This window comes from Maribacter sp. C-4077 (genome assembly GCF_055378385.1).
Genome location: NZ_AP038807.1, coordinates 23,502 through 42,914 on the forward strand (window position 1 = coordinate 23,502; position 19,413 = coordinate 42,914).

Consider the following 19,413-nt stretch of genomic DNA (forward strand, 5'->3'; position numbering starts at 1 on the left):
CCTTACGCTTTAGCGGTTTTGTTTCTTGCTCTTCTTTTTTCTGCCCACGCGATGGCATGTTTGTCCAATTTAACGGTCAAAAAGCGCATAACGCGTTCATCTCTCCTAAACTCCTGTTCATAAGGCATCACTACCTCACCGGTGCTGGTAAATTCGAACAAGTGGTAAAAACCACTTTTTTTGTTTTGAATCGGGTACGCCAATTTCTTTAGGCCCCAATTCTCCTTGGCCACCATTTTGGCGCCATTGTTAATTAAGAAATCCTCGAATTTCTTAACTGTTTCCTCTATCTGAACATCAGATAGAACGGGATTTAAAATGAAAACAGTTTCGTAATGGTTCATATTATTTTTATTTAAAAGGAGTGCAAAAATAGATACTTTTTTTCAATAATTATAAGAAATGAAGAAATTCTTCGTTATAGCTAGGAAGAAATATTTAAAACGTATAAACCAAATCTTAATAATCTATGATCATTGCCATCTATACAATAAGAAAAGCATTGTTTACATCTTTTGTTGCAGTTGACCGTGTTTTTTCGGTAATTTGTCGATGATTTAACCCCACAAATCAGCCCTTATGAAGTTAAGAAGTATTATCGTTGACGATTCGTCCATGCAGCGTATGGCGGTCGCCAAGTTGGTAAACAACCACCCAAACCTAGCTATGGTGGCAGAGTACAGCAACGCCATCGAAGCAAAAAATGGTATCAAGAACAATGAAATCGATTTAATCTTTTTGGATGTTGAGATGCCCATCATTACAGGATTCGACCTACTTGAATCCTTGGACAATAGTCCCCAAGTAATATTGATTACCGGGAAACCGGATTATGCCCTAAAGGCTTTCGATTATGACGTAACAGACTACCTTCACAAACCCATTACCATGGCACGTTTTGATGCTTCCGTAAAAAGAGCGGTAGCCAAATATGAGCAAATGCACAGGGTGAACGAAGACGAAGAGCATATTTTCGTAAAAAGTAACTTAAAGAAAAGAAAGGTTATCCTGAACGATATCAAATGGATAGAGGCTTTGGGAGACTACATCAAATTGGTCACCGATGAAGCCAACATCGTAATTTTATCAACAATGAAATCTTTCGAAAAGCAATTGCCGGAAGATAAATTCCTTAGAATTCACAAATCCTATATTGTGAACTTGGAAAAAGTTGAGAAGTTCAACAGCAAAAATGTAGAGGTGAGCGGCCGCTCCATTCCTTTGAGTAGGAACAAGAAAACGGAATTGGCCGAAGCCCTGAGCAATGTATAATAATTGCTTATGAAAAAAGAATACACTGAAAACCGCCTTTTGGGCGGTTTTTTATTTTTTAAATGTGGTCCACATTATAGATGACCCTTACACTTCTAAACTTACTTACAGAATTAAAGGACTTTTCAATTCTCTTGATATTCTTCTTGGTTCTTCCCAGGGATTCATTTTTCCCTATTTTCACCAAAACATGCTTTAAATATTGATTCCGAATTCTAGAAATGGGCGGAAACTCAGGTCCTAAAACCGTACCTCCAAAATTTGTTCGCAAAGCCCCACTGAACCATTCAGATGCTTCGTTGAGGGTATTGTAATTCTTATGTTTAAAGGTAATTTTTATAATTCTGTTTACTGGCGGATATTTATACTGTTCCCTTTCGTATACCTGTTCTTGAAACATGGTTTCATAGTCCCCTGTGGTTACCTGTTTTAAAATCTGATGGTACGGGTTGTAGCTCTGGATGATGACCTTTCCCCTTTTCTGGGTACGCCCTGCCCTACCTGCAACCTGGGTCAGCATTTGAAAGGTACGCTCATGGGCGCGGTAATCCGGAAAATTTAGGAGCGAATCAGCATTCATGACCCCTACCAAACTTACGTTCCTAAAATCCAGTCCTTTTGTAAGCATCTGCGTACCTACCAAAATATCCAATTCCTGTTGTTCAAAGGACGTGATGATCTTTTCATAGGCATGTTTGCCTCGGGTGGTGTCCAAATCCATGCGACCTACCTTGGCGGCGGGAAATAGTTTTTTGACCTCCTCCTCTACCTGTTCCGTACCGAATCCCTTGGTATCCAATTCCGGACTACCACAGGCGGCGCAGCTCTCTGGTAATGCAGTGTGAAAACCACAATAGTGACATCGCAACTGATTTTTATATTGATGGTAGGTCAAGGTAACGTCGCAATTGGAACATTGTGGCGTATGACCACAGGTAAGGCACTCCAAAACCGGGGCAAACCCACGCCGATTCTGAAAAAGTATGATTTGCTCACCATTGCCCAGACTTTCCTCGATCTCCTGTAACAACCTTTCGGAAAAGTGTCCTTTTACCCGTTTTTTACGTAGGGCTTCCTTATAATCCACCAATTCCATATCTGGCATGAGTACATTTCCAAAACGCCTATTTATTTCTGCATAGCCATATTTTCCATGCTTGGCATTGAAATAGCTTTCTATACTGGGCGTGGCGGAACCCAAAAGAATATTGGCCCCATGGAGGTTTGCAAGGACTATGGCCGCGTCCCTGGCATGATACCGCGGTGCTGGGTCGAACTGCTTAAAGGAACCTTCGTGTTCCTCGTCTACGATAATCAGTCCCAAATTATCGAATGGCAAAAACAGGGAAGACCTGGCACCAATGACGATCTGGGCCTTTTCAGCACCTTTCAAAACATTGTTCCAAACCTCCACCCGTTCCTGGATGTTGTATTTGGAATGAAACACGGAAATGCGTTCGCCAAAATAATCCTGCAACCGGGATATCAATTGAGTGGTCAAGGCGATTTCAGGAAGTAGGTAGAGAATCTGCTTTCCCTTTTCCAGAAAATCACTGATCAACTGAACGTACACCTCTGTCTTGCCCGATGATGTAACTCCTTTTAAAAGGGTCACCTTATCTTCCTTGAATGCTTTTTTTATGTCGGCTAGGGCATTTAATTGATGTTCGTTCAAGGTTTTAATTTCAGAATTTTCAGCGCCATCATACGTAACACGGTCTTTCCGAATAAAATACTCCTCCAAGATTCCTTTCTCGACCAACGAACTTATGACCGCTTTTGAGGCCTTGCTGTATTTTTCCAAATCCGATACCGATATCGGTTTCTTGCTACCACTCTGCAATTGAAATAAAGCCAGAACCACCTGACTTTGCTTGGGTGCCCGGGAGAGCGTTTCCAACAGTGATTCCAAGGCTTCATCTGAAAGATATTCCTTTCCCAACTTGACATACTTTACCAATTTGGGTTTGTATTGCTCGTAGACCTCTTCCTTCAGGTAAATAATATTCTTTTCAAGGAGTCGGTTTAAAACGGGCAGTACATTTTTTCGGTCCACAATTATGGAAACCTCATGGACCTTCAAAGTGGATTGATGCTGTAGGGCCTCAAAGACCAAAAACTCGTCGTCCTGTAATTGGGATTCATCCACATTGGCTTCATCATTTCGTAAAATCAGGGTTTCACTTTCTAATAAAAAAGCCGATGGCAGGGCACTGCGCATCACCTCCCCCATGGTGCACATATAGTAATTGGCTATCCATTCCCAGTGCTTTAGCTGAACGGGGTTCACCAAAGGGACGTCATCCAAAATCTGGTCTATTTCCTTGGCCTCATACACCACAGGTGGCGTATTATGTACCTCAAGAACCAGGGCCGTATATATTTTTGATTTCCCAAAGGGGACGGATACGCGCATACCTGGTAGCAAAAATGACGCTTCCGCCGGAGTGATGCTGTACGTGAAATGACGCTTCAGGGGTATGGGCAAAACTACGTTGACAAAGTACTCCATAAGATCTATGCTCCCACCCTGATCCATGTTTGGGTTCTGAAAAGAAAGGCCAAATAACCACGGACTTTCAATTCATCCTTATTATCGGGGTTTAACCAGATCTTAAATCGGAAGGTCATGGCCTGTTCAGGGTCAAAAAGGTGTTTACCCTTCCATTCGCCGTCGTCTGTTTTTTCTCCGCCCTTTATAATCTCCATACCCACTATGGGTTCATCTTTCAATTCCCCTTCACATTTGATACAGACTGCACCTTCCTTACCTTCTTCCAGGATTTTTTCAACGTAGCCATATAGTTGACCGTCCTTCTGGACAATATTGATAATACCTTTGGGTTTTCCCGTTCTATCGTCAATGGTCTTCCATCTGCCAAAAACCGACTGGGCCGCCAGACAGTTTATTCCGATTAAAAAAAATAAGGATACAAAGACTACTTTATTGTTTATCATTCTTGTCTACTGATTTTACGTAAGGAATTTAAGGAAGCGTTCAATTCGAAACCAAGGAGCAATATATTGGAATTCAACCAAATGTAGACCATCAATATCAATAATCCCCCCAAAGCACCATACAGTTCGTTGTATCGGGCAAATTTCTCCACATAAATACCGAACAAATAAGATGTCAATAAAAACAAAATCGTGGTAACCAATGCCCCGATTGAAAAAAAACGGGCCTGTTTCCCTTCCTTGGTCCCAAAATAATAAAGAATCGCCGTAGTAAAATAGGACAGTACTATAAAAAAGAGGATTTTAGCTATCTGGACACCAATAATCTCATCTTCGTCCAAAACGTATCCTCCCTGCCTAGCAGCGAATTCGGTCAAATAGCCCAGTACATAAAACTCAAAATATATATAGGCCACAAAACCGACTATAATCAGTATTGCCAAAATAAGTCCTACCATTAGGGCATAAAGGTACTGCCTGAAAAAGTTGCGTTTCAGCTCTATATGGTAACTTGTTTCAAACCCTCCAAAGATGGAATTCACGCCGTTCGCAACCAAGAAAATGGAAAGCAAAAAAGCCGATGAAAGCAAGCCTCCCCGCTTCTGATCTTTTATTTGCCCGAAAATATCCCCAAAGTAATCCCCCGTGGCATTCGGTAAAAAGGATTCCAAAAAAAGTTGGAACTGTAATTCAAAATTTTCGTTCTGAATGCTGATATAATCCAGAAAGAAAGGTACCAGGGTAACCATAAAAATCAAAAGTGGAAACAATGCCATAAAAAGACTAAAGGAGATGGCGCTCGCACGTGAGGACAAGGCCCCCTGCACGATTCCATTGATATACATTTCCATTAAATCATAAAGGGATAGACCCTCAAGTCCGGGTAATTTGATCGTCTTGAGCAACCGTACTACCTTATTGAGTATGGGAATTTTATCCAGTTTTTCTTCGACCTCTGCGGACATCTACACGGCTTTTAAACTTAAGTCCATGTTATGGACGGAGTGCGTCAAAGCCCCAGAGGATATGTAATCCACACCGCATTCCGCATAATGCCGAATGGTTTCCTCGGTGATACCTCCCGATGATTCGGTAAGACAGGTGTCCCCAATAAGCCGAACGGCTTCACGTGTATCCTTGTAATTAAAATTGTCGATCAGGATGCGGTACACGCCATCGGACTTTAAAATTTCCTTTATCTCATCCAAATCCCTTGCTTCGACCATTATTTTCAGATCCCTGACCGTTTCCTTCAAATAGGACTTGGTCTTTTCGATTGCCTTGGTTATTCCGCCCGCAAAATCGATATGGTTGTCCTTGAGCATGATCATGTCATACAAAGCAAAGCGATGATTTTCTCCCCCGCCTATCTTAACCGCCCACTTCTCCAAGGCCCTGATTCCCGGCGTTGTCTTTCGGGTATCCAGGATTTTTGTGCCGGTCCCATCCAATAAATCCACGAAAGTTTTGGTTTTGGTTGCGATGGCACTCATCCGCTGCATGGCGTTAAGCACCAGTCTTTCGGCCAATAGAATACTTCTGGAACTTCCAGAGACATAAAAAGCGATATCCCCATATTTCACCTTGGAACCATCTTCCAACACGGTTTCAAAAACCATGTCCTTGTCCACGTATTCAAAGACCATTTTTGCGAACTCGATCCCAGCGATGATTCCCTCGTCCTTTACCAATAATTTTGCCCTTCCCTTTGCATCCGGCGGGATACATGCCAAGGAGCTATGATCGCCGTCACCTACATCTTCCCTGATTGCATTGGCAATTATTCCTTCCAATTCCTTTTCGAACTGCTCTTGTGAAATCATAAACTATTATTGCTTCCCGCTAAAATACGAATCCATTTTGGGAATTTGATTTACTTTTGAAATATGACGATAAAACTGTTGGCGATTGGTAAAACGGATAGCAAGGAACTGCAAAAGCTCATCTCAATGTATGAGCAACGGTTGGGCCATTACGTCAAGTTTGAATTGGAAATCATCCCCGACTTAAAGAACACTAAGAACCTATCCGCCGAACAACAAAAAATCAAGGAGGGCGAGCTCATTTTTAAATCGCTCGCAAATACCGATATCCTGGTGCTTTTGGATGAAAATGGCAAACAATACTCCTCCTTGGAATTTTCCAGTTACCTACAGAAAAAAATGAATTCCGGGTTGAAGCAGCTCGTCTTTTTGATTGGGGGGCCTTATGGGTTCAGCGAGGAAATATATAGAAAAGCATCGGGAAAAATCAGTCTTTCCAAAATGACCTTTTCCCATCAAATGGTGCGCCTGTTTTTTGTGGAGCAACTATACAGGGCCTTCACGATTTTACGGAACGAGCCCTATCATCATCAGTAGCCTTTAGCCTTTGACAAAAAAAATCTTTGAATAGGATGGTAAAAAAAATTAATAAAGCACCCTGAACTTTATCGTGTTTTCGACCTTTTTCAAGGCCTTGATAACATCTTTGTTGTATTCCTTGTCCAAATCGGTAATTACATAGCCCACCTCACTATCGGTCGATAAATATTGGCTGGAAATATTAAGCTCATACTTGGCCAATACCTTATTGATTTTCGCCATAATTCCTGGAACGTTCTTATGGATATGTAGGAACCTGTGCGCGTTATTTTGCTTCGGCAAGCGGATATTGGGGAAATTCACGGCATCTACCGTGTTTCCAGAATTGATATAGTCCATAATTTTATTTGGAACAAACTCGGCGATATCCCTTTGGGCCTCTTCCGTACTTCCCCCTACATGCGGAGTCAAAATCACGTTTGGAAAACCTTGAAGTCTTGTTTTGAACTCCCCATTACTACTGGGTTCCTCAGGATATACATCCACAGCGGCACCGCCAATCTTCCCGCTTTCCAACCCATCCGCGAGGGCATCGATATCCACCACGAAACCTCTGGATAGGTTTATCAACATGGCTCCTCGCTTCATTTGGTTGATTTCGCGTTCCCCAATGAAATTTTTATTTGCCTTGTTGTCATCTACATGCAGGGTTACCACATCGGAGACATTCAACAAATCCTCCAAAGTGCTACATTTTATGGCGTTTCCAAGGGCCAATTGGTCGTTTACATCGTAATAATAGACCTTCATCCCCATCGCTTCGGCCAAAACGGAAAGCTGTTTTCCGATATTTCCGTAACCAACAATACCCAAATTTTTGCCGCGCACCTCCCTGGATCCCGCAGCCGTTTTTTGCCATTGCCCGTTGTGGATTTCAGAACTTCTTGCAAAGACGCTACGCATCAGCATAATAATTTCGCCGATGGCCAACTCCACAACAGACCGTGTATTGCTGTAAGGGGCATTGAAAACCACGACTCCTTTGCGCTTGGCATACTCCAAGTCTATTTGGGTAGTCCCGATGCAAAATGCGCCAACGACCAATAATTTCTCGGCGGCATCCAATACCTTTTCCGTCACCTGTGTCTTTGACCGGATACCCAGTACATGGACGTCCTTGATTTTTTCCACCAGTTCCTCTTCAGACAGGCTGTGTTTTAATAGCTCCACGGAAAAGCCTTCGGTCGAAAGGCTTTCAAAAGCATCGGAATGGACATTCTCCAACAATAGGATCTTAATTCTGTTCTTTGGGTAAGAGATATTTCTTGGCAAATCGTTCACAAATAAAAATTCATCTAAGTTAGGTGCAACATGGTCGGCATTTTTAGCGGCTTTCTCCCGATGTACATTTTCTGTGTAGGCAAAAAATTTATGCGCTATCCCGGCCTCCCTCATTACGTAATCACTATAGCCATCACCAATGACCTGGACCTCACCGTCCAAATTCATTTGTTTTAGGCATTCTATTTTTCCGTTGTGCTGCGAGAGTACGTTTTTCTCATCGAACCCAACGATATTTCCCTGCTCATCAAACTTAAAGGTATTGGCATACACCCGGTTCGATGGTATATTGTATTCCTTGACAATGGGATCTATAAATTCCTTGAATCCGCAGGAAATCACATAGATATCATCTGAATATTTTTCAAAAAACTCCTTGTTGGCCGCTATGGACTTGGAAATCTTTTGCCGTAGCTCTGCCACCAATTTTTCAAGATCCTCCTTATTTGCGTCCAAAAGCTTTAAACGGCGCTCCAGTGATTCCGTAAAGGAAATATCGCCGTCAATGCCCAAATTGGTAATGCGTTGAATTTCGCTAACAATTTCCTCCCGATTGGATTTTCCCTCCAAGGTCATTTCCGCCAGCACGTCCAGTGCCTCGACCCGAGTCAAGGTACTGTCAAAATCAAAAACATATTTTCTACCCGTTGCAACCATATTTTAAGCCCTTTCTAAGCTAAAAAGGAGTTCTTTGAATGAAGTGGCAAAATTAAAAATTAAATTGGTTGTTTGGTAGGGGCATCCAAAATTAAACAAAAAGGGAGTGGATTGAATTAATTGTAAAACTCCAGCCGTCTTCGGCAATGGGGGGGTTACTTTAAAAACCCAAGTATTTCATTGGAGAATTTTTGGGTTTTCAAGGTCCCGTTATGATTGCCAGGCACAATCGCCAACTTGGAACTCTTGAACACCTTGCTCAGCGCTTCTGGATTTCCATTGTCAAAATCGGTACCCCCTGCTATCACCAAAATTTCAGCCCGTATTTTTCCAAGTTCATCTTTGCTTGTGGAAGGTTGGTACTTTTGTTGCAAATGGAGCGACCTAAAATCGGCATTTATGGATTTTGCATAGTCTACCGCTCCTTGGGTCATTTCAGAAACTTCCCCGTTAAAGGCGTTCGCAAAGGCCACTCTCCGATCCCAATTGGGGTTTGTAAAATCGATTCCCATCCCCCCTAATACGGCCTTACCGATTCTTGCATCTTCAGTTAGTAGTTCTGCCAGAACAATACTGCCCCTAGAATAGCCAATTGCAGCATAGTGCCGTATTTTTAAATGGTCCATTAGGAGTTTTAAATCTTGCACCTCAGCATTGTGCTGATAAAACGGTTCCTCCTGGGGTTTATCAGATTGCCCGCAACCTCTTAGATCGGGAATAATGATTCTATAACCCTTTTCCAATAAATCCTTTTTCAGTTTTGTGTTTTCCCAAGATTTGCCAGAGTTCAAAAATCCATGTATTAAAAGAACCGTCTCACCAGATCCTTCATCGATATAACTAATGTGGGTTCCATCAAAGGATTGGAAAAAATTTGTTTGTGCGGACATTCTAAAAACACAAAGGACAAAAGCAAAAGATAGAAAGAGGAGGTTTTTCATTTTATTAAAGACTCTTAGAATAGGATTGAATTTCAGACTTTTTCAACAGAAATTATCTCAAGGTAATCGCATCGTTAAGAATTATGTTTTGTTCAAAATTAAATTTGAATATATCAATGAATGGTGTTCAATTGTGATTCATACAGACATTTATACCTGATTATTCAATATCATATATTTTTTATTTATAAAATGACTAAAAAGACGAATTATAAATTGTCCATTTTCCAAATAGCTTTTTTCTTCATCCTTTCCGGAAATACGGGAATCTTCATTTTGTTCATAATTTGTTACTTCTAACTTAGCTTCAAAAAGCTTAACCTGCTTTCCATTCTTTTGCATGGCCATAATTGAATTATTCCAGACATTCATATCGTAATAGGAATAATCAAAAAATTGATCCTTCAATGTATCTTTTATATAATGATTGTATTCTAGAAATAAAAATTCAATATCATTGAATTTCAGTTTTTTATGTCCAAATAATCTGTTTAAATATATCTCTTTTTTATTCTTACTTAAATTTAGGATTAGGTTAGTGTTAGAGTAAACATCAATGCTTTGTTCATTTATGCTCAAGCGTTTATCTAAAAAATTCAATTTTCGAGGAAAATCTAGACTAGCAGGAACTTCTTGGAGTTTTTGGCTTTGAAGACTTTTCCTTTTTTCCATAACTTTTTTTAGATGCTTGGTTATATCATAACTGAAATAAATAAGCCCAGCCACTAAAAACCATTCCAAGAGACCAAATTTTTCAAGTAAATTATCTAGCGTTATTTCCTTGAAATAACAAAACATAATTAATAACCCAAGAATTGGTATAAAACGGAATAGAAGTCTGTTAAAAATTACTCGATTTATATTCATTTAGTTTAGATATGACTTATGTATAATAACCCCGTCAAAATCGCCAGTCCAAAACTGACCAAAGTACCTATCAAAATATATTCCGTAAGTTTTCTGCTGTTGCTTTCCTTTAAATCGTTGAACCTAAACACTGATTTTGCCGTAATCAAAAGTCCTATCGCCTCCCACCTACCTATAATGATAAAGGTCAGCACGAACAATCTTTCGATGATGCCTATATAGGTACCGGCATTCGGCAATGATTTATGGTCCGTATTTATTTGATTGGACATACCCTCCAACAGCTTGCCCATAATAATGGCCGAAGGTGTTGTAACGAACACAATGGCCAATACCAAAGGCCAATCCAATCCCTGAAATAGTGCCATGGTCTGTTCGTGCAAATTTGTAAAATACACAAAAACATAAATGGTCAAAATATGGAGAATTTGATCCAGGAAAAACGGGATGCTTTTATTTTTAAAAAGTGGGGTTACGTATAACTTCGCCATATCAATTATAAGATGGCCCATGGATAAAAAAAGGGCAATCCACCACTTTTGAAAATCCCAAAGAAATAGCATGTAGAGTATAAAATGAACAAGGACATGCAGATAAAGGAACTTGGAGGCCGCTTTATTGGCCTCTTTATGGATGACCCACTTGGTAGGCTGCAGCATAAAATCCCCAATGAGATGTGCCAATACTAATTTTACGAATAGCTGCATGGTCATACTTCTTTTATTGCCTGTTCATAATAGTTCAATAAATCCATGACAAGATCAAGTCGCGCACGTTTTAACCGTTGACTTACTGCGGATTGTTTTATGCCCAATTTTTTGGCGATTTCCTTTTGGGAAGCCTTTGGGTCCTCCAAGACCAAGGCCATTATCTCTGCCGATACCACGCTCCAGCTGTCCATAAAATCCAGGGCCAATTGCAGCATTAAATTGAGGGTCCTGTCATAAAATTCGTTTCCCGTGGCGATACTTAAATTCACCTTTCCATCCTTGATGGATTCCAATTTGCGGCCAGAACGTTGATAGGCCGGACCGTTGGATTCGCTTACCCCGGAACCGATATACGTTTCCAGCCCGATACCAATTCCCATTCGGACATCCAGGTACTTCACGGATTTTATTAGGGCTTTAATGTGTATGGCGGTCAACAAGGCATTATCCTTGGTGACCTTTAGTTGAAACTCGTCTCCTCTATAAATTTCCCAGTTCATGGGCGATGGCCCAAAACGTGTAAAATATGTTTTGAGAATGTCTATCCATTCAGAGGATTGATGCCCTTCGGAGTTAATGATATCACCCGTGATAATCGCTATCATACTATATTATTTAAAAAGCTAATATATTAAATTATAAGCTAAATAGATAATATTTATGCATATTAATTATTACGATAATCAAAAGGGGATATTAAAACCACCTTCGCGTAGCGATTTGGTAGGATTTGAATTCCTTTCCAAACCTATCAAGTAAAATCCGTTCTTCAGGGACAATCTGAAACCGATTCATATACGCCACAAAACCGGCAGCGACCAGGGTATTAAAAGCATTTCCCAGGTAGAGCCCAAAACCTAGTAGAAACAATAACAGCGCTAGATACATAGGATTTCTGGAATATTTATACAGACCGGTAGTAACCAATTGGTTCACTTTTTCAGGGTGCATCGGGTCTACCGAAGTCTTTCTTTTAAAAAATTGGTAGACCGAAACCAAGCCTATGAATCCGGCCAAAACAACAAGGATTTTTGCGAGCAGGAAACGTCCAAAAAAATCGAAATAACCTACGGGTAAGAAAAGGCCAACCAAATACATGATCAATCCGAAACTTAAAAAAACCAATACGGGGGGCACTTTTAATTCCATTGGATAAAATTACTATTTTTGACGCTCTTTGCCCCATAAATCAGGGAATTAAATACGGAGAAATGAAACTTGTTTTTGCCACGCACAACCAGAACAAAGTAAAGGAAGTACAGCAATTACTTCCTAAGGGGATAACCCTGGTTTCATTGAAAGATTTGGGTATTACGGAGGATATTCCTGAAACCGAAAACACCTTGGAAGGCAACGCAAAACTGAAGTCGGATTACGTTTACCAAAACTGCAATTTACCCTGTTTCGCGGATGATACAGGCCTATTAGTGGACGCTCTCAACGGCGAGCCTGGTGTCTATTCCGCCAGATATGCAGGAACACGGAACGATGCCCAGGCCAATATGGACAAACTATTGAAAAACCTAGCGGACAAAGACAATCGTTCCGCACATTTCAAGACCGTTATATCCTTAAACCTAGAAGGAAGGACACAGTTTTTCGAGGGTGTTGTTGAAGGGGAAATCACCACTTCCAAAAAAGGTGATAAGGGATTTGGCTACGACCCCATATTTAGACCGAATGGATATGACCAAACCTTTGCGGAACTTCCGTTGGATATAAAAAACAAGATAAGCCACCGGGGAAAGGCCTTTTCAAAACTCATAACCTATTTAAACGACCACCATGTTACAGACTAAAAAAAATACGGATACGGTTGAGGTTTCGGTAGCATCAGAAAGAGCGGAAGCGGTTGGCGGTGTGCTGATCGCTTTTTTTGCCGCCTTGATGGCCATATCCCAAATGATCAACGGGGAACTGGAAGAGGAAATGATGATCGCCCACAATAAAGTGGTGAACTACTCCAGCTGGTACCAATCCAAAAGCATCAAGGAAAGCCTAAAGGAAAGTGAACTGGACAATCTACAGGCCCTGTTGGAAACCGGCATCGTACAAGAGGAAAATATTGGAAGCATACAGGTAAAAATCGCTAACGTAGAAAAGCAAATAAAAAAGTACGCATCGGAAAAAACGGAAATTTTAGTGGGCTCGGCAAACATTCCACAAGAAGAATGGGCCCAAGACCTGGATGGGGAAATGGGCAAAATCGTGGGAATCAACGAATGGGAAGCGCTGGCGGAGGAATACGACTTTGCGACCAAAAAATTCGATCTGGGTATGCTTTTTTTCCAAATAAGCATTGTACTTGGAGCGGTCTGTATTATAATTTACGACAATCCATTGCTGCAAAAAACCTTTATCATCTGCATGGTCGTTTCCGGTATCATTGGTATTCTGCTATCTGTTTATGGCTATACTTTGGCCCCCTGAGCGTACCTAAAGATTTATTATTGCATCTCATTAATTCGCAGTACCTTTGCCGCTTTAAATAACGCCGCTAGTATAGCATGTGTTGCGCCGAGTCTAAATAGGTTATATAGGATAATCCCTCTAAGCAGCATTCTTATTTGCGATTAAGTATATAACGTTTTATGACAAAGTTTGAAGCATTGGGACTTGAAAAGTCCCTATTGGATGCTGTCTCGGATTTGGGTTTTGAGTCCCCTTCCGAAGTACAGGAAAAAGCAATCCCTATTTTATTGGAAAGCGAAACGGACCTTGTGGCTTTAGCCCAAACAGGTACCGGCAAAACGGCCGCTTTCGGGTTTCCACTAATTCAGAAAATAGACAGTAATAGCAGGACAACCCAAGGCTTGATCTTATCGCCTACCCGGGAATTGTGCCTACAGATTACCAATGAACTTCAACTCTATTCCAAATATGAAAGGAATATAAGCGTAGTCGCCATTTATGGTGGTGCCAGCATTACGGAACAAGCGAAACAAATTAAAAGAGGTGCCCAAATTGTGGTAGCCACTCCTGGTCGAATGAAGGATATGATCAGCAGAGGTCTGGTGGATATTACAAAAATCGATTATTGTGTATTGGACGAGGCCGATGAAATGCTCAATATGGGCTTCTTTGAGGATATCCAGGACATTCTTTCCAACACGCCAGATGACAAATCCACTTGGTTGTTTTCTGCCACCATGCCAAAAGAAGTTGCGATTATCGCCAAAAAGTTCATGCACGCGCCCCAGGAGATTACAGTGGGTACCAAAAATTCGGGCGCGGCAACCGTTCAACACGAATATTATGTGGTAAGTGGCAGGGACCGCTATCCGGCCTTGAAAAGATTGGCAGATACCAACCCCGATATATTTTCGGTAGTTTTCTGTCGCACTAAAAGGGATACCCAAAAAGTGGCGGAAAAATTGATCGAGGACGGCTATAATGCCGGTGCGTTGCACGGCGACCTGAGCCAAAACCAACGTGATTTGGTGATGAACGCCTTCCGGAAAAAACAGATCCAGTTGTTGGTCGCTACCGATGTGGCCGCCAGGGGTATCGATGTGGACGACATCACCCATGTAATAAACTACCAACTACCCGATGAGATAGAGACTTACACACATAGAAGTGGTAGGACAGGAAGGGCCGGAAAATCGGGTATTTCCATGGTCATCGTTACCCGTAGCGAACTCAGGAAGATAAAATCCATCGAAAATATCATCAAACAGGAATTTATCCAGAAGGATATTCCCACCGGCATGGAAATCTGTGAGATCCAATTGTACCACTTGGCAAACAAAATCAAGGAAACAAAGATTAATAATGAAGTGGACCCCTTCTTGCCGGCCATCAATGACGTGCTCAAAGGAATAGATCGCGATGAACTTATCAAAAAAATCGTTTCCGTAGAGTTTACCAGGTTCTATAATTACTACAACAAGACCAAGGATTTGAACGCTTCACAAACCGGTTCCCAAGAATCGGGAAGGGCGCAGTCTTCTTTCAGCGGTAATGGTTCGGTCCGATATTTTATCAATGTAGGGGAAAGGGACGGTTACGATTGGATGTCGTTAAAGGATTTTCTTCGGGATACCGTCGGACTTGGCAAAGATGATATCTATAAGGTCGATGTAAAGGACAGTTTCTCCTTTTTTAATACCGATGCCGAAGTCACCGAACAAATATTGGCTACCTTCAATGAATTTAAGGTGGACGGACGCTTCGTGAATGTTGAAATCTCCAACAACCCCGGTGGTGGCGGTGGCAGTGGCGGAGGAAAGCGTCGCGGAAAAGGGAGCAAAGACAAGAAAAAACATAGAAAAGGCTCCAAAAATGAGGACAAGGGCCGTTCCAAAGGCAGGGACCGAAGCCAGGGTAAAAGTCCCAACTCCGGTAACCGACGCACCAGAAAGAAAAAGGGCGATTTCTTTTAGTTAATTGTATATTAAAAAATACGCTTAGGCGTATTTTTTTATTTTGTTTGTACCTTTAAAGTTTGAGGAAACAAGTTTATGCGCATTTTTTTTCTAGGAGTATGTTGTTTTTTTAGCCTATTTGGACTTGCCCAAGAGGACGCTGAAACAAATACCGTAAAGGCCATTGTAAAAAATGCCCAGACCGATGAACCCATGGAAAGCGTGCATGTTGTCAACCTGAACCAAGTCGTGGGTACCATTACCAACGAACAGGGGGAGTTTTCCATTACCGCAGCCGTCAATGATACCTTGTATTTCACCTATTTGGGATTTAAGTCCCAAAAAATTAGGGTCACCAATGACATGTTCAGGTTTGGGAATACGGAAATTGCCCTAACGGAATTGGCCTATGCCTTGGAAGAGGTCATTGTACGGCCGTACCAACTTACCGGGTATTTGGAAATAGATGTAAAGAACCTGCCGATAAACAACGCATATCAGTATAGTATATCTGGACTTTCCGTGGGCTACGAAGGTGGAAACAAAAACCCGAGTGCGGTCACCAAGGTTTTGGGGGCCATTTTAAATCCCGCCGATCTATTGCGAAATCTTTTTGGTAAAAGACCCAACCAGATGCGGAAGCTCAGGCAAATGAAAGAGGATGACAAAATACGGGATTTATTGGCCTCTAAGTTCGACCGGGAAACATTGACGGAGCTTTTACAACTGGACAAAATGGATATTCAGGACATCCTTAATAACTGTAACTACTCCCAATCCTTTATCACTACGGCCAATGATCTTCAAATCCTAGACGCCATTAGTAGCTGCTATGAAGAATACAAGGTCCTAAATAGGAAAAAATAAATTTTAGCCTTCCATCTGCATTTTATAGCTTTAACCAAACTCAAAATGCACATGAAATATTCCAGTATTATACTGTTTTTTTCGCTGATATTAAGTCTCTCCTGTAAGCCTAAAAAAACAGAAACTGCCCAAGAAACAACTATATCAAAAGATAGTATATCCAAAAAAAATATTCCATTTGCCTGGGAGGGAGCAAACGTCTACTTCCTATTGACAGATAGATTCAAAAATGCAAATCCGGATAATGACGTGAATTTTGAGCGGGATAATGCCACCGGAAAGCTAAGAGGTTTTATGGGAGGTGATATTCAAGGGATTTCTGAAAAAATAGAGGAAGGATACTTTGACGAACTAGGTGTAAACGCCATTTGGTTTACACCGGTCGTTGAGCAGATTCATGGCGATACGGATGAGGGTACTGGAAACACCTATGGATACCATGGATATTGGGCCAAGGATTGGACGGCCTTGGACCCGAATTTTGGAACGAAACAGGAATTGGCCCATTTGGTAAAAACGGCACACGACCACGGAATTCGTATTTTGATGGATGTTGTGCTAAACCACACGGGGCCCATTACGGAAGAAGATCCGGCTTGGCCAGAGGAGTGGGTCATCACTGAACCTACCTGTGAGTTCACCAATTATGAAAACACTACGAATTGCACCTTGGTGAAAAATTTACCCGATGTAAAAACCCTTTCCGATGCTTCCGTTGAATTGCCGGATTACCTCTTGGCCAAGTGGAAGAACGAAGGGAGATTAAGTACGGAGCTGGACGAACTTCAATTGTTTTTTGAGAGAACGGGATATCCAAGGGCCCCTCGCTTCTATATCATAAAGTGGTTAACGGATTATATCCATGAACTGGGTATTGATGGTTTTAGGGTAGATACGGTCAAACATGTGAACGAAAATGCTTGGGCAGAGTTATATAAAGAGGCATCCTATGCCTTTGAAACGTGGAAGCGAAAACACCCGGAAGACGTTTTGGACGATACGCCTTTCTATATGGTAGGGGAAGTCTATGGATACGGTATTTCCGGTGGCAGGGAATATGACTTCGGCGATAAAAAAGTGGATTATTTTGATAATGGTTTTACAAGCCTTATCAATTTTGAACTGAAAAACGATGCCTCTATGGAGTATGACTCCATATTTTCCAAATATAGCCGACTATTGCGGACCAAGTTAAAAGGAAAAAGTGTGATGAACTATCTGACCTCGCACGATGATGGAAGTCCCTTCGACAAAGAACGAAAAGAGCCAAAAAGAGCGGCCAATGTCTTGCTGCTTACTCCGGGCGCTTCCCAAATTTATTATGGGGACGAATCCGCCAGGAATTTGGTCATCGATAGTACACAGGGGGATGCCACCCTACGCTCTTTTATGAATTGGAAAGAACTGGACTCCCTTCCAAATACAAAGGATATTCTTGAGCATTGGAGAAAATTGGGGTCGTTCAGAAGAAACCATTTAGCGATTGGTGCCGGGAGACACCGTAGATTGTCCAAATCGCCCTATACCTTTGGAAGGACCTACATGAACGGTGAAATTAAGGACAAAGTAGTGATTGCTTTAGATTTACCGGATGGTAAAAAGTCGATCTGGGTAAAAGGCTTCTTTGGCGACGGTACTCAACTGTTCGATACCTATTCCCAAACCGAGGTTACCGTAGAAAATGGCAAAGTTGTTTTGGATAACGACTATGATATAGCACTACTTGAATTGGTCAAATAAGCTACCTCGGTGCAAGCTCACTAGGCATTCTATATAAACGAACTTTTAATTTTGAGGCCTGCCCGACAAGCATTCAGGCTGGCAAGCCTCGGGGTATTATAGCCTTTGGTGGTGCCAATAAATAGGACAATATACCCCTTTTTATTTTATTGTTCCATTTTTGACTTTAAGGTCCTTAGTCCCTCTTCAAAGTCCTTTCCTACCATTTTGTCCATACTCATGAACAGCATTAATATGCTAAAAGGAAAAGTACTTTTTCCCTTAAACCCCCAGGTAACTTTACTTTTACCGGATGATTGTTCTTCAAGGATAAGATAACAGTCGGATTGTGATTTCATGGGCTTGAGAAAACGAAGCTCCCCTTCTGCCCTTTCCCCTTCTACAATTTTGGTGATTTCCTGTTCCCCTTCCCCAACATCCTTGTTACCGTTCCAATAACTTATGGCGCCTACTTCCCCATCAGTACCGATAAGTTTGGTATCCATATTAGGATCCTTCCGTGCCCAAGGGGACCATTCACGCTGTTTTTCCAAAAATTTTAAATAAGGCCAAATTTTTTCTTTCGTGCCATTTATTTCAACACTCCTAGAAACATCATAGGTTTTTGGTGCAATTGCGGCGAGAAAAATAATTAAAACGATTATGGCCGCCAGGATATATACTACTATAGTCATTTGTTTATCAATTAGTTGGTTATCCTTCCAAGTTAAACAAAAAACTACTTGGTTCGGTAAAATCTGTTCAGAATGTCCTCGATACTTCTAATGGATTTTTTGGTCCAGTCCAGTCTTTTTTCCAGTATTTCGGCATCGGTCAATTGCCAAGGCAAATCGCTCTGTCTAAGTTTTGCGGTTAAATCCTGCAAAATAATTGCGGCAGAAACTGAAATATTGAGGCTTTCGGTAAAACCAACCATGGGGACTTTCAAGAACATATCGGCCTTTTCCATCACCTCTTGGCTTAGTCCTTCCTTTTCAGTACCAAAGAATAATGCGATGGGTGCCTCCAGTTTGAAGTCGGTCAACAAGGAACTATCCGCATGCGGACTCGTTGCAACGATTTTATATCCCTGTTCCCTTAAAACGGAAATAGCCTCTGTAACGGAAGTATATCGATGGATATCCACCCATTGTTGCGCCCCCATGGCAATTTTCTTGTCAAGCCTTTTACCAAACCTACCTTCTATCAAATGTGCTTTTTGCACCCCGAAGGACTCACAGCTCCGAATTACGGCACTCGTATTGTGCATCTGATAAACATCCTCAATGGCCACCGAAATAAAACTGGTTCGGTTTTTAAGAATCGATAAAAAACGCTGCTTTCTTTCTTCGGAAATAAAACCCTCTAAATAGTGTAAAAGTTCTTTGTCTCCCATAAAACCAAGATAATA

The 19,413-nt window shown here is 41.4% G+C and carries 20 protein-coding genes; 7 read left to right on the top strand and 13 right to left on the bottom strand.

The window, feature by feature from the left end:
• Positions 1-2: 2 nt before the first annotated feature.
• Positions 3-344 carry a 30S ribosomal protein S6 gene (gene rpsF, locus ACZ41C_RS00125; protein WP_094999303.1) on the bottom strand — a complete coding sequence of 114 codons (342 nt, stop codon included), beginning with the start codon at positions 342-344 and terminating at the stop codon, positions 3-5.
• A 235-nt stretch (positions 345-579) separates the two neighbouring features.
• On the opposite strand from rpsF, the gene ACZ41C_RS00130 reads away from it, so the two are divergent.
• Complete coding sequence (locus tag ACZ41C_RS00130; RefSeq protein WP_099546514.1) at positions 580-1,272, top strand: LytR/AlgR family response regulator transcription factor; 693 nt, start codon at positions 580-582, stop codon at positions 1,270-1,272.
• A gap of 58 nt (positions 1,273-1,330) precedes the next feature.
• Here ACZ41C_RS00130 and priA read toward each other — a convergent pair whose 3' ends face one another.
• From priA to nadC, 4 genes are read right to left on the bottom strand one after another with little or no spacing between them, the layout of a single operon-like run.
• The gene (priA, locus tag ACZ41C_RS00135) at positions 1,331-3,784 is read right to left on the bottom strand and encodes a replication restart helicase PriA (RefSeq protein WP_464565779.1); all 2,454 of its coding nucleotides are present in this window, start codon (positions 3,782-3,784) and stop codon (positions 1,331-1,333) included.
• A gap of 5 nt (positions 3,785-3,789) precedes the next feature.
• On the bottom strand, positions 3,790-4,230 hold the full coding sequence (locus tag ACZ41C_RS00140; protein WP_138258924.1) for a DUF2147 domain-containing protein: 441 nt from the start codon (positions 4,228-4,230) through the stop codon (positions 3,790-3,792).
• Positions 4,227-5,195 (bottom strand): YihY/virulence factor BrkB family protein, encoded by a 969-nt coding sequence (locus ACZ41C_RS00145; RefSeq protein ID WP_138258925.1) that lies wholly within the window; start codon positions 5,193-5,195, stop codon positions 4,227-4,229. Before ACZ41C_RS00145 ends, ACZ41C_RS00140 begins: the two co-directional genes overlap by 4 nt.
• A complete protein-coding gene (nadC, locus tag ACZ41C_RS00150) occupies positions 5,196-6,053 on the bottom strand; it encodes a carboxylating nicotinate-nucleotide diphosphorylase (RefSeq protein WP_464563439.1) in 858 nt (285 codons plus the stop codon).
• Between the two features lie 63 nt (positions 6,054-6,116).
• Here nadC and rlmH point away from each other — a divergent pair, with 63 nt between their 5' ends.
• Positions 6,117-6,590, top strand: coding sequence for a 23S rRNA (pseudouridine(1915)-N(3))-methyltransferase RlmH (gene rlmH / locus ACZ41C_RS00155; protein WP_138258927.1), 474 nt, complete (start codon positions 6,117-6,119; stop codon positions 6,588-6,590).
• A gap of 48 nt (positions 6,591-6,638) precedes the next feature.
• Here the strand turns inward: rlmH and serA are convergent, their stop codons facing one another.
• The 6 genes from serA to ACZ41C_RS00185 form a co-directional block, all read right to left on the bottom strand.
• Positions 6,639-8,531, bottom strand: coding sequence for a phosphoglycerate dehydrogenase (gene serA, locus ACZ41C_RS00160; RefSeq protein ID WP_138258928.1), 1,893 nt, complete (start codon positions 8,529-8,531; stop codon positions 6,639-6,641).
• Between the two features lie 155 nt (positions 8,532-8,686).
• Positions 8,687-9,472 (bottom strand): alpha/beta fold hydrolase, encoded by a 786-nt coding sequence (locus ACZ41C_RS00165; RefSeq protein ID WP_240042752.1) that lies wholly within the window; start codon positions 9,470-9,472, stop codon positions 8,687-8,689.
• 150 nt (positions 9,473-9,622) lie between these two features.
• Positions 9,623-10,339 (bottom strand): hypothetical protein, encoded by a 717-nt coding sequence (locus tag ACZ41C_RS00170; protein WP_464563441.1) that lies wholly within the window; start codon positions 10,337-10,339, stop codon positions 9,623-9,625.
• A 5-nt stretch (positions 10,340-10,344) separates the two neighbouring features.
• Positions 10,345-11,046 carry a DUF3307 domain-containing protein gene (locus tag ACZ41C_RS00175; RefSeq protein WP_138258930.1) on the bottom strand — a complete coding sequence of 234 codons (702 nt, stop codon included), beginning with the start codon at positions 11,044-11,046 and terminating at the stop codon, positions 10,345-10,347.
• A 2-nt stretch (positions 11,047-11,048) separates the two neighbouring features.
• The gene (locus ACZ41C_RS00180; protein ID WP_138258931.1) at positions 11,049-11,654 is read right to left on the bottom strand and encodes a SatD family protein; all 606 of its coding nucleotides are present in this window, start codon (positions 11,652-11,654) and stop codon (positions 11,049-11,051) included.
• 91 nt (positions 11,655-11,745) lie between these two features.
• Entirely contained in the window at positions 11,746-12,198 is a 453-nt protein-coding gene (locus tag ACZ41C_RS00185) for a methyltransferase family protein (RefSeq protein ID WP_464563443.1), read from the bottom strand.
• 62 nt (positions 12,199-12,260) lie between these two features.
• Here ACZ41C_RS00185 and ACZ41C_RS00190 point away from each other — a divergent pair, with 62 nt between their 5' ends.
• The 5 genes from ACZ41C_RS00190 (at position 12,261) to ACZ41C_RS00210 (ending at position 18,023) form a co-directional block, all read left to right on the top strand.
• On the top strand, positions 12,261-12,848 hold the full coding sequence (locus ACZ41C_RS00190) for a non-canonical purine NTP diphosphatase (RefSeq protein ID WP_464563445.1): 588 nt from the start codon (positions 12,261-12,263) through the stop codon (positions 12,846-12,848).
• On the top strand, positions 12,835-13,479 hold the full coding sequence (locus ACZ41C_RS00195; RefSeq protein WP_464563447.1) for a DUF4337 domain-containing protein: 645 nt from the start codon (positions 12,835-12,837) through the stop codon (positions 13,477-13,479). Before ACZ41C_RS00190 ends, ACZ41C_RS00195 begins: the two co-directional genes overlap by 14 nt.
• A 161-nt stretch (positions 13,480-13,640) precedes the next feature.
• On the top strand, positions 13,641-15,434 hold the full coding sequence (locus ACZ41C_RS00200) for a DEAD/DEAH box helicase (protein ID WP_464563449.1): 1,794 nt from the start codon (positions 13,641-13,643) through the stop codon (positions 15,432-15,434).
• 78 nt (positions 15,435-15,512) lie between these two features.
• Entirely contained in the window at positions 15,513-16,283 is a 771-nt protein-coding gene (locus tag ACZ41C_RS00205; RefSeq protein WP_138258936.1) for a carboxypeptidase-like regulatory domain-containing protein, read from the top strand.
• Between the two features lie 51 nt (positions 16,284-16,334).
• The gene (locus tag ACZ41C_RS00210) at positions 16,335-18,023 is read left to right on the top strand and encodes an alpha-amylase family glycosyl hydrolase (protein ID WP_464563451.1); all 1,689 of its coding nucleotides are present in this window, start codon (positions 16,335-16,337) and stop codon (positions 18,021-18,023) included.
• A 146-nt stretch (positions 18,024-18,169) separates the two neighbouring features.
• Here ACZ41C_RS00210 and ACZ41C_RS00215 read toward each other — a convergent pair whose 3' ends face one another.
• Positions 18,170-18,697 (bottom strand): SRPBCC family protein, encoded by a 528-nt coding sequence (locus tag ACZ41C_RS00215; protein WP_138258938.1) that lies wholly within the window; start codon positions 18,695-18,697, stop codon positions 18,170-18,172.
• Positions 18,698-18,741: 44 nt separating this feature from the next.
• Positions 18,742-19,398: a TrmH family RNA methyltransferase gene (locus ACZ41C_RS00220; protein ID WP_138258939.1), complete on the bottom strand. Its 657-nt coding sequence runs from the start codon at positions 19,396-19,398 to the stop codon at positions 18,742-18,744.
• Between the last annotated feature and the right edge of the window lie 15 nt (positions 19,399-19,413).

Excerpts from the sequence above, each read along its gene's own strand:
- serA (WP_138258928.1), bottom strand. The coding sequence starts at position 8,531 with ATGGTTGCAACGGGTAGAAAATATGTTTTTGATTTTGACAGTACCTTG.
- ACZ41C_RS00130 (WP_099546514.1), top strand. The coding sequence starts at position 580 with ATGAAGTTAAGAAGTATTATCGTTGACGATTCGTCCATGCAGCGTATG.
- rlmH (WP_138258927.1), top strand. The coding sequence starts at position 6,117 with ATGACGATAAAACTGTTGGCGATTGGTAAAACGGATAGCAAGGAACTG.
- ACZ41C_RS00180 (WP_138258931.1), bottom strand. The coding sequence starts at position 11,654 with ATGATAGCGATTATCACGGGTGATATCATTAACTCCGAAGGGCATCAA.
- ACZ41C_RS00215 (WP_138258938.1), bottom strand. The coding sequence starts at position 18,697 with ATGACTATAGTAGTATATATCCTGGCGGCCATAATCGTTTTAATTATT.
- ACZ41C_RS00205 (WP_138258936.1), top strand. The coding sequence starts at position 15,513 with ATGCGCATTTTTTTTCTAGGAGTATGTTGTTTTTTTAGCCTATTTGGA.
- nadC (WP_464563439.1), bottom strand. The coding sequence starts at position 6,053 with ATGATTTCACAAGAGCAGTTCGAAAAGGAATTGGAAGGAATAATTGCC.
- ACZ41C_RS00165 (WP_240042752.1), bottom strand. The coding sequence starts at position 9,472 with ATGAAAAACCTCCTCTTTCTATCTTTTGCTTTTGTCCTTTGTGTTTTT.
- ACZ41C_RS00200 (WP_464563449.1), top strand. The coding sequence starts at position 13,641 with ATGACAAAGTTTGAAGCATTGGGACTTGAAAAGTCCCTATTGGATGCT.
- rpsF (WP_094999303.1), bottom strand. The coding sequence starts at position 344 with ATGAACCATTACGAAACTGTTTTCATTTTAAATCCCGTTCTATCTGAT.
- ACZ41C_RS00210 (WP_464563451.1), top strand. The coding sequence starts at position 16,335 with ATGAAATATTCCAGTATTATACTGTTTTTTTCGCTGATATTAAGTCTC.
- ACZ41C_RS00175 (WP_138258930.1), bottom strand. The coding sequence starts at position 11,046 with ATGCAGCTATTCGTAAAATTAGTATTGGCACATCTCATTGGGGATTTT.
- priA (WP_464565779.1), bottom strand. The coding sequence starts at position 3,784 with ATGGAGTACTTTGTCAACGTAGTTTTGCCCATACCCCTGAAGCGTCAT.
- ACZ41C_RS00195 (WP_464563447.1), top strand. The coding sequence starts at position 12,835 with ATGTTACAGACTAAAAAAAATACGGATACGGTTGAGGTTTCGGTAGCA.
- ACZ41C_RS00220 (WP_138258939.1), bottom strand. The coding sequence starts at position 19,398 with ATGGGAGACAAAGAACTTTTACACTATTTAGAGGGTTTTATTTCCGAA.
- ACZ41C_RS00170 (WP_464563441.1), bottom strand. The coding sequence starts at position 10,339 with ATGAATATAAATCGAGTAATTTTTAACAGACTTCTATTCCGTTTTATA.
- ACZ41C_RS00145 (WP_138258925.1), bottom strand. The coding sequence starts at position 5,195 with ATGTCCGCAGAGGTCGAAGAAAAACTGGATAAAATTCCCATACTCAAT.
- ACZ41C_RS00190 (WP_464563445.1), top strand. The coding sequence starts at position 12,261 with ATGAAACTTGTTTTTGCCACGCACAACCAGAACAAAGTAAAGGAAGTA.
- ACZ41C_RS00185 (WP_464563443.1), bottom strand. The coding sequence starts at position 12,198 with ATGGAATTAAAAGTGCCCCCCGTATTGGTTTTTTTAAGTTTCGGATTG.
- ACZ41C_RS00140 (WP_138258924.1), bottom strand. The coding sequence starts at position 4,230 with ATGATAAACAATAAAGTAGTCTTTGTATCCTTATTTTTTTTAATCGGA.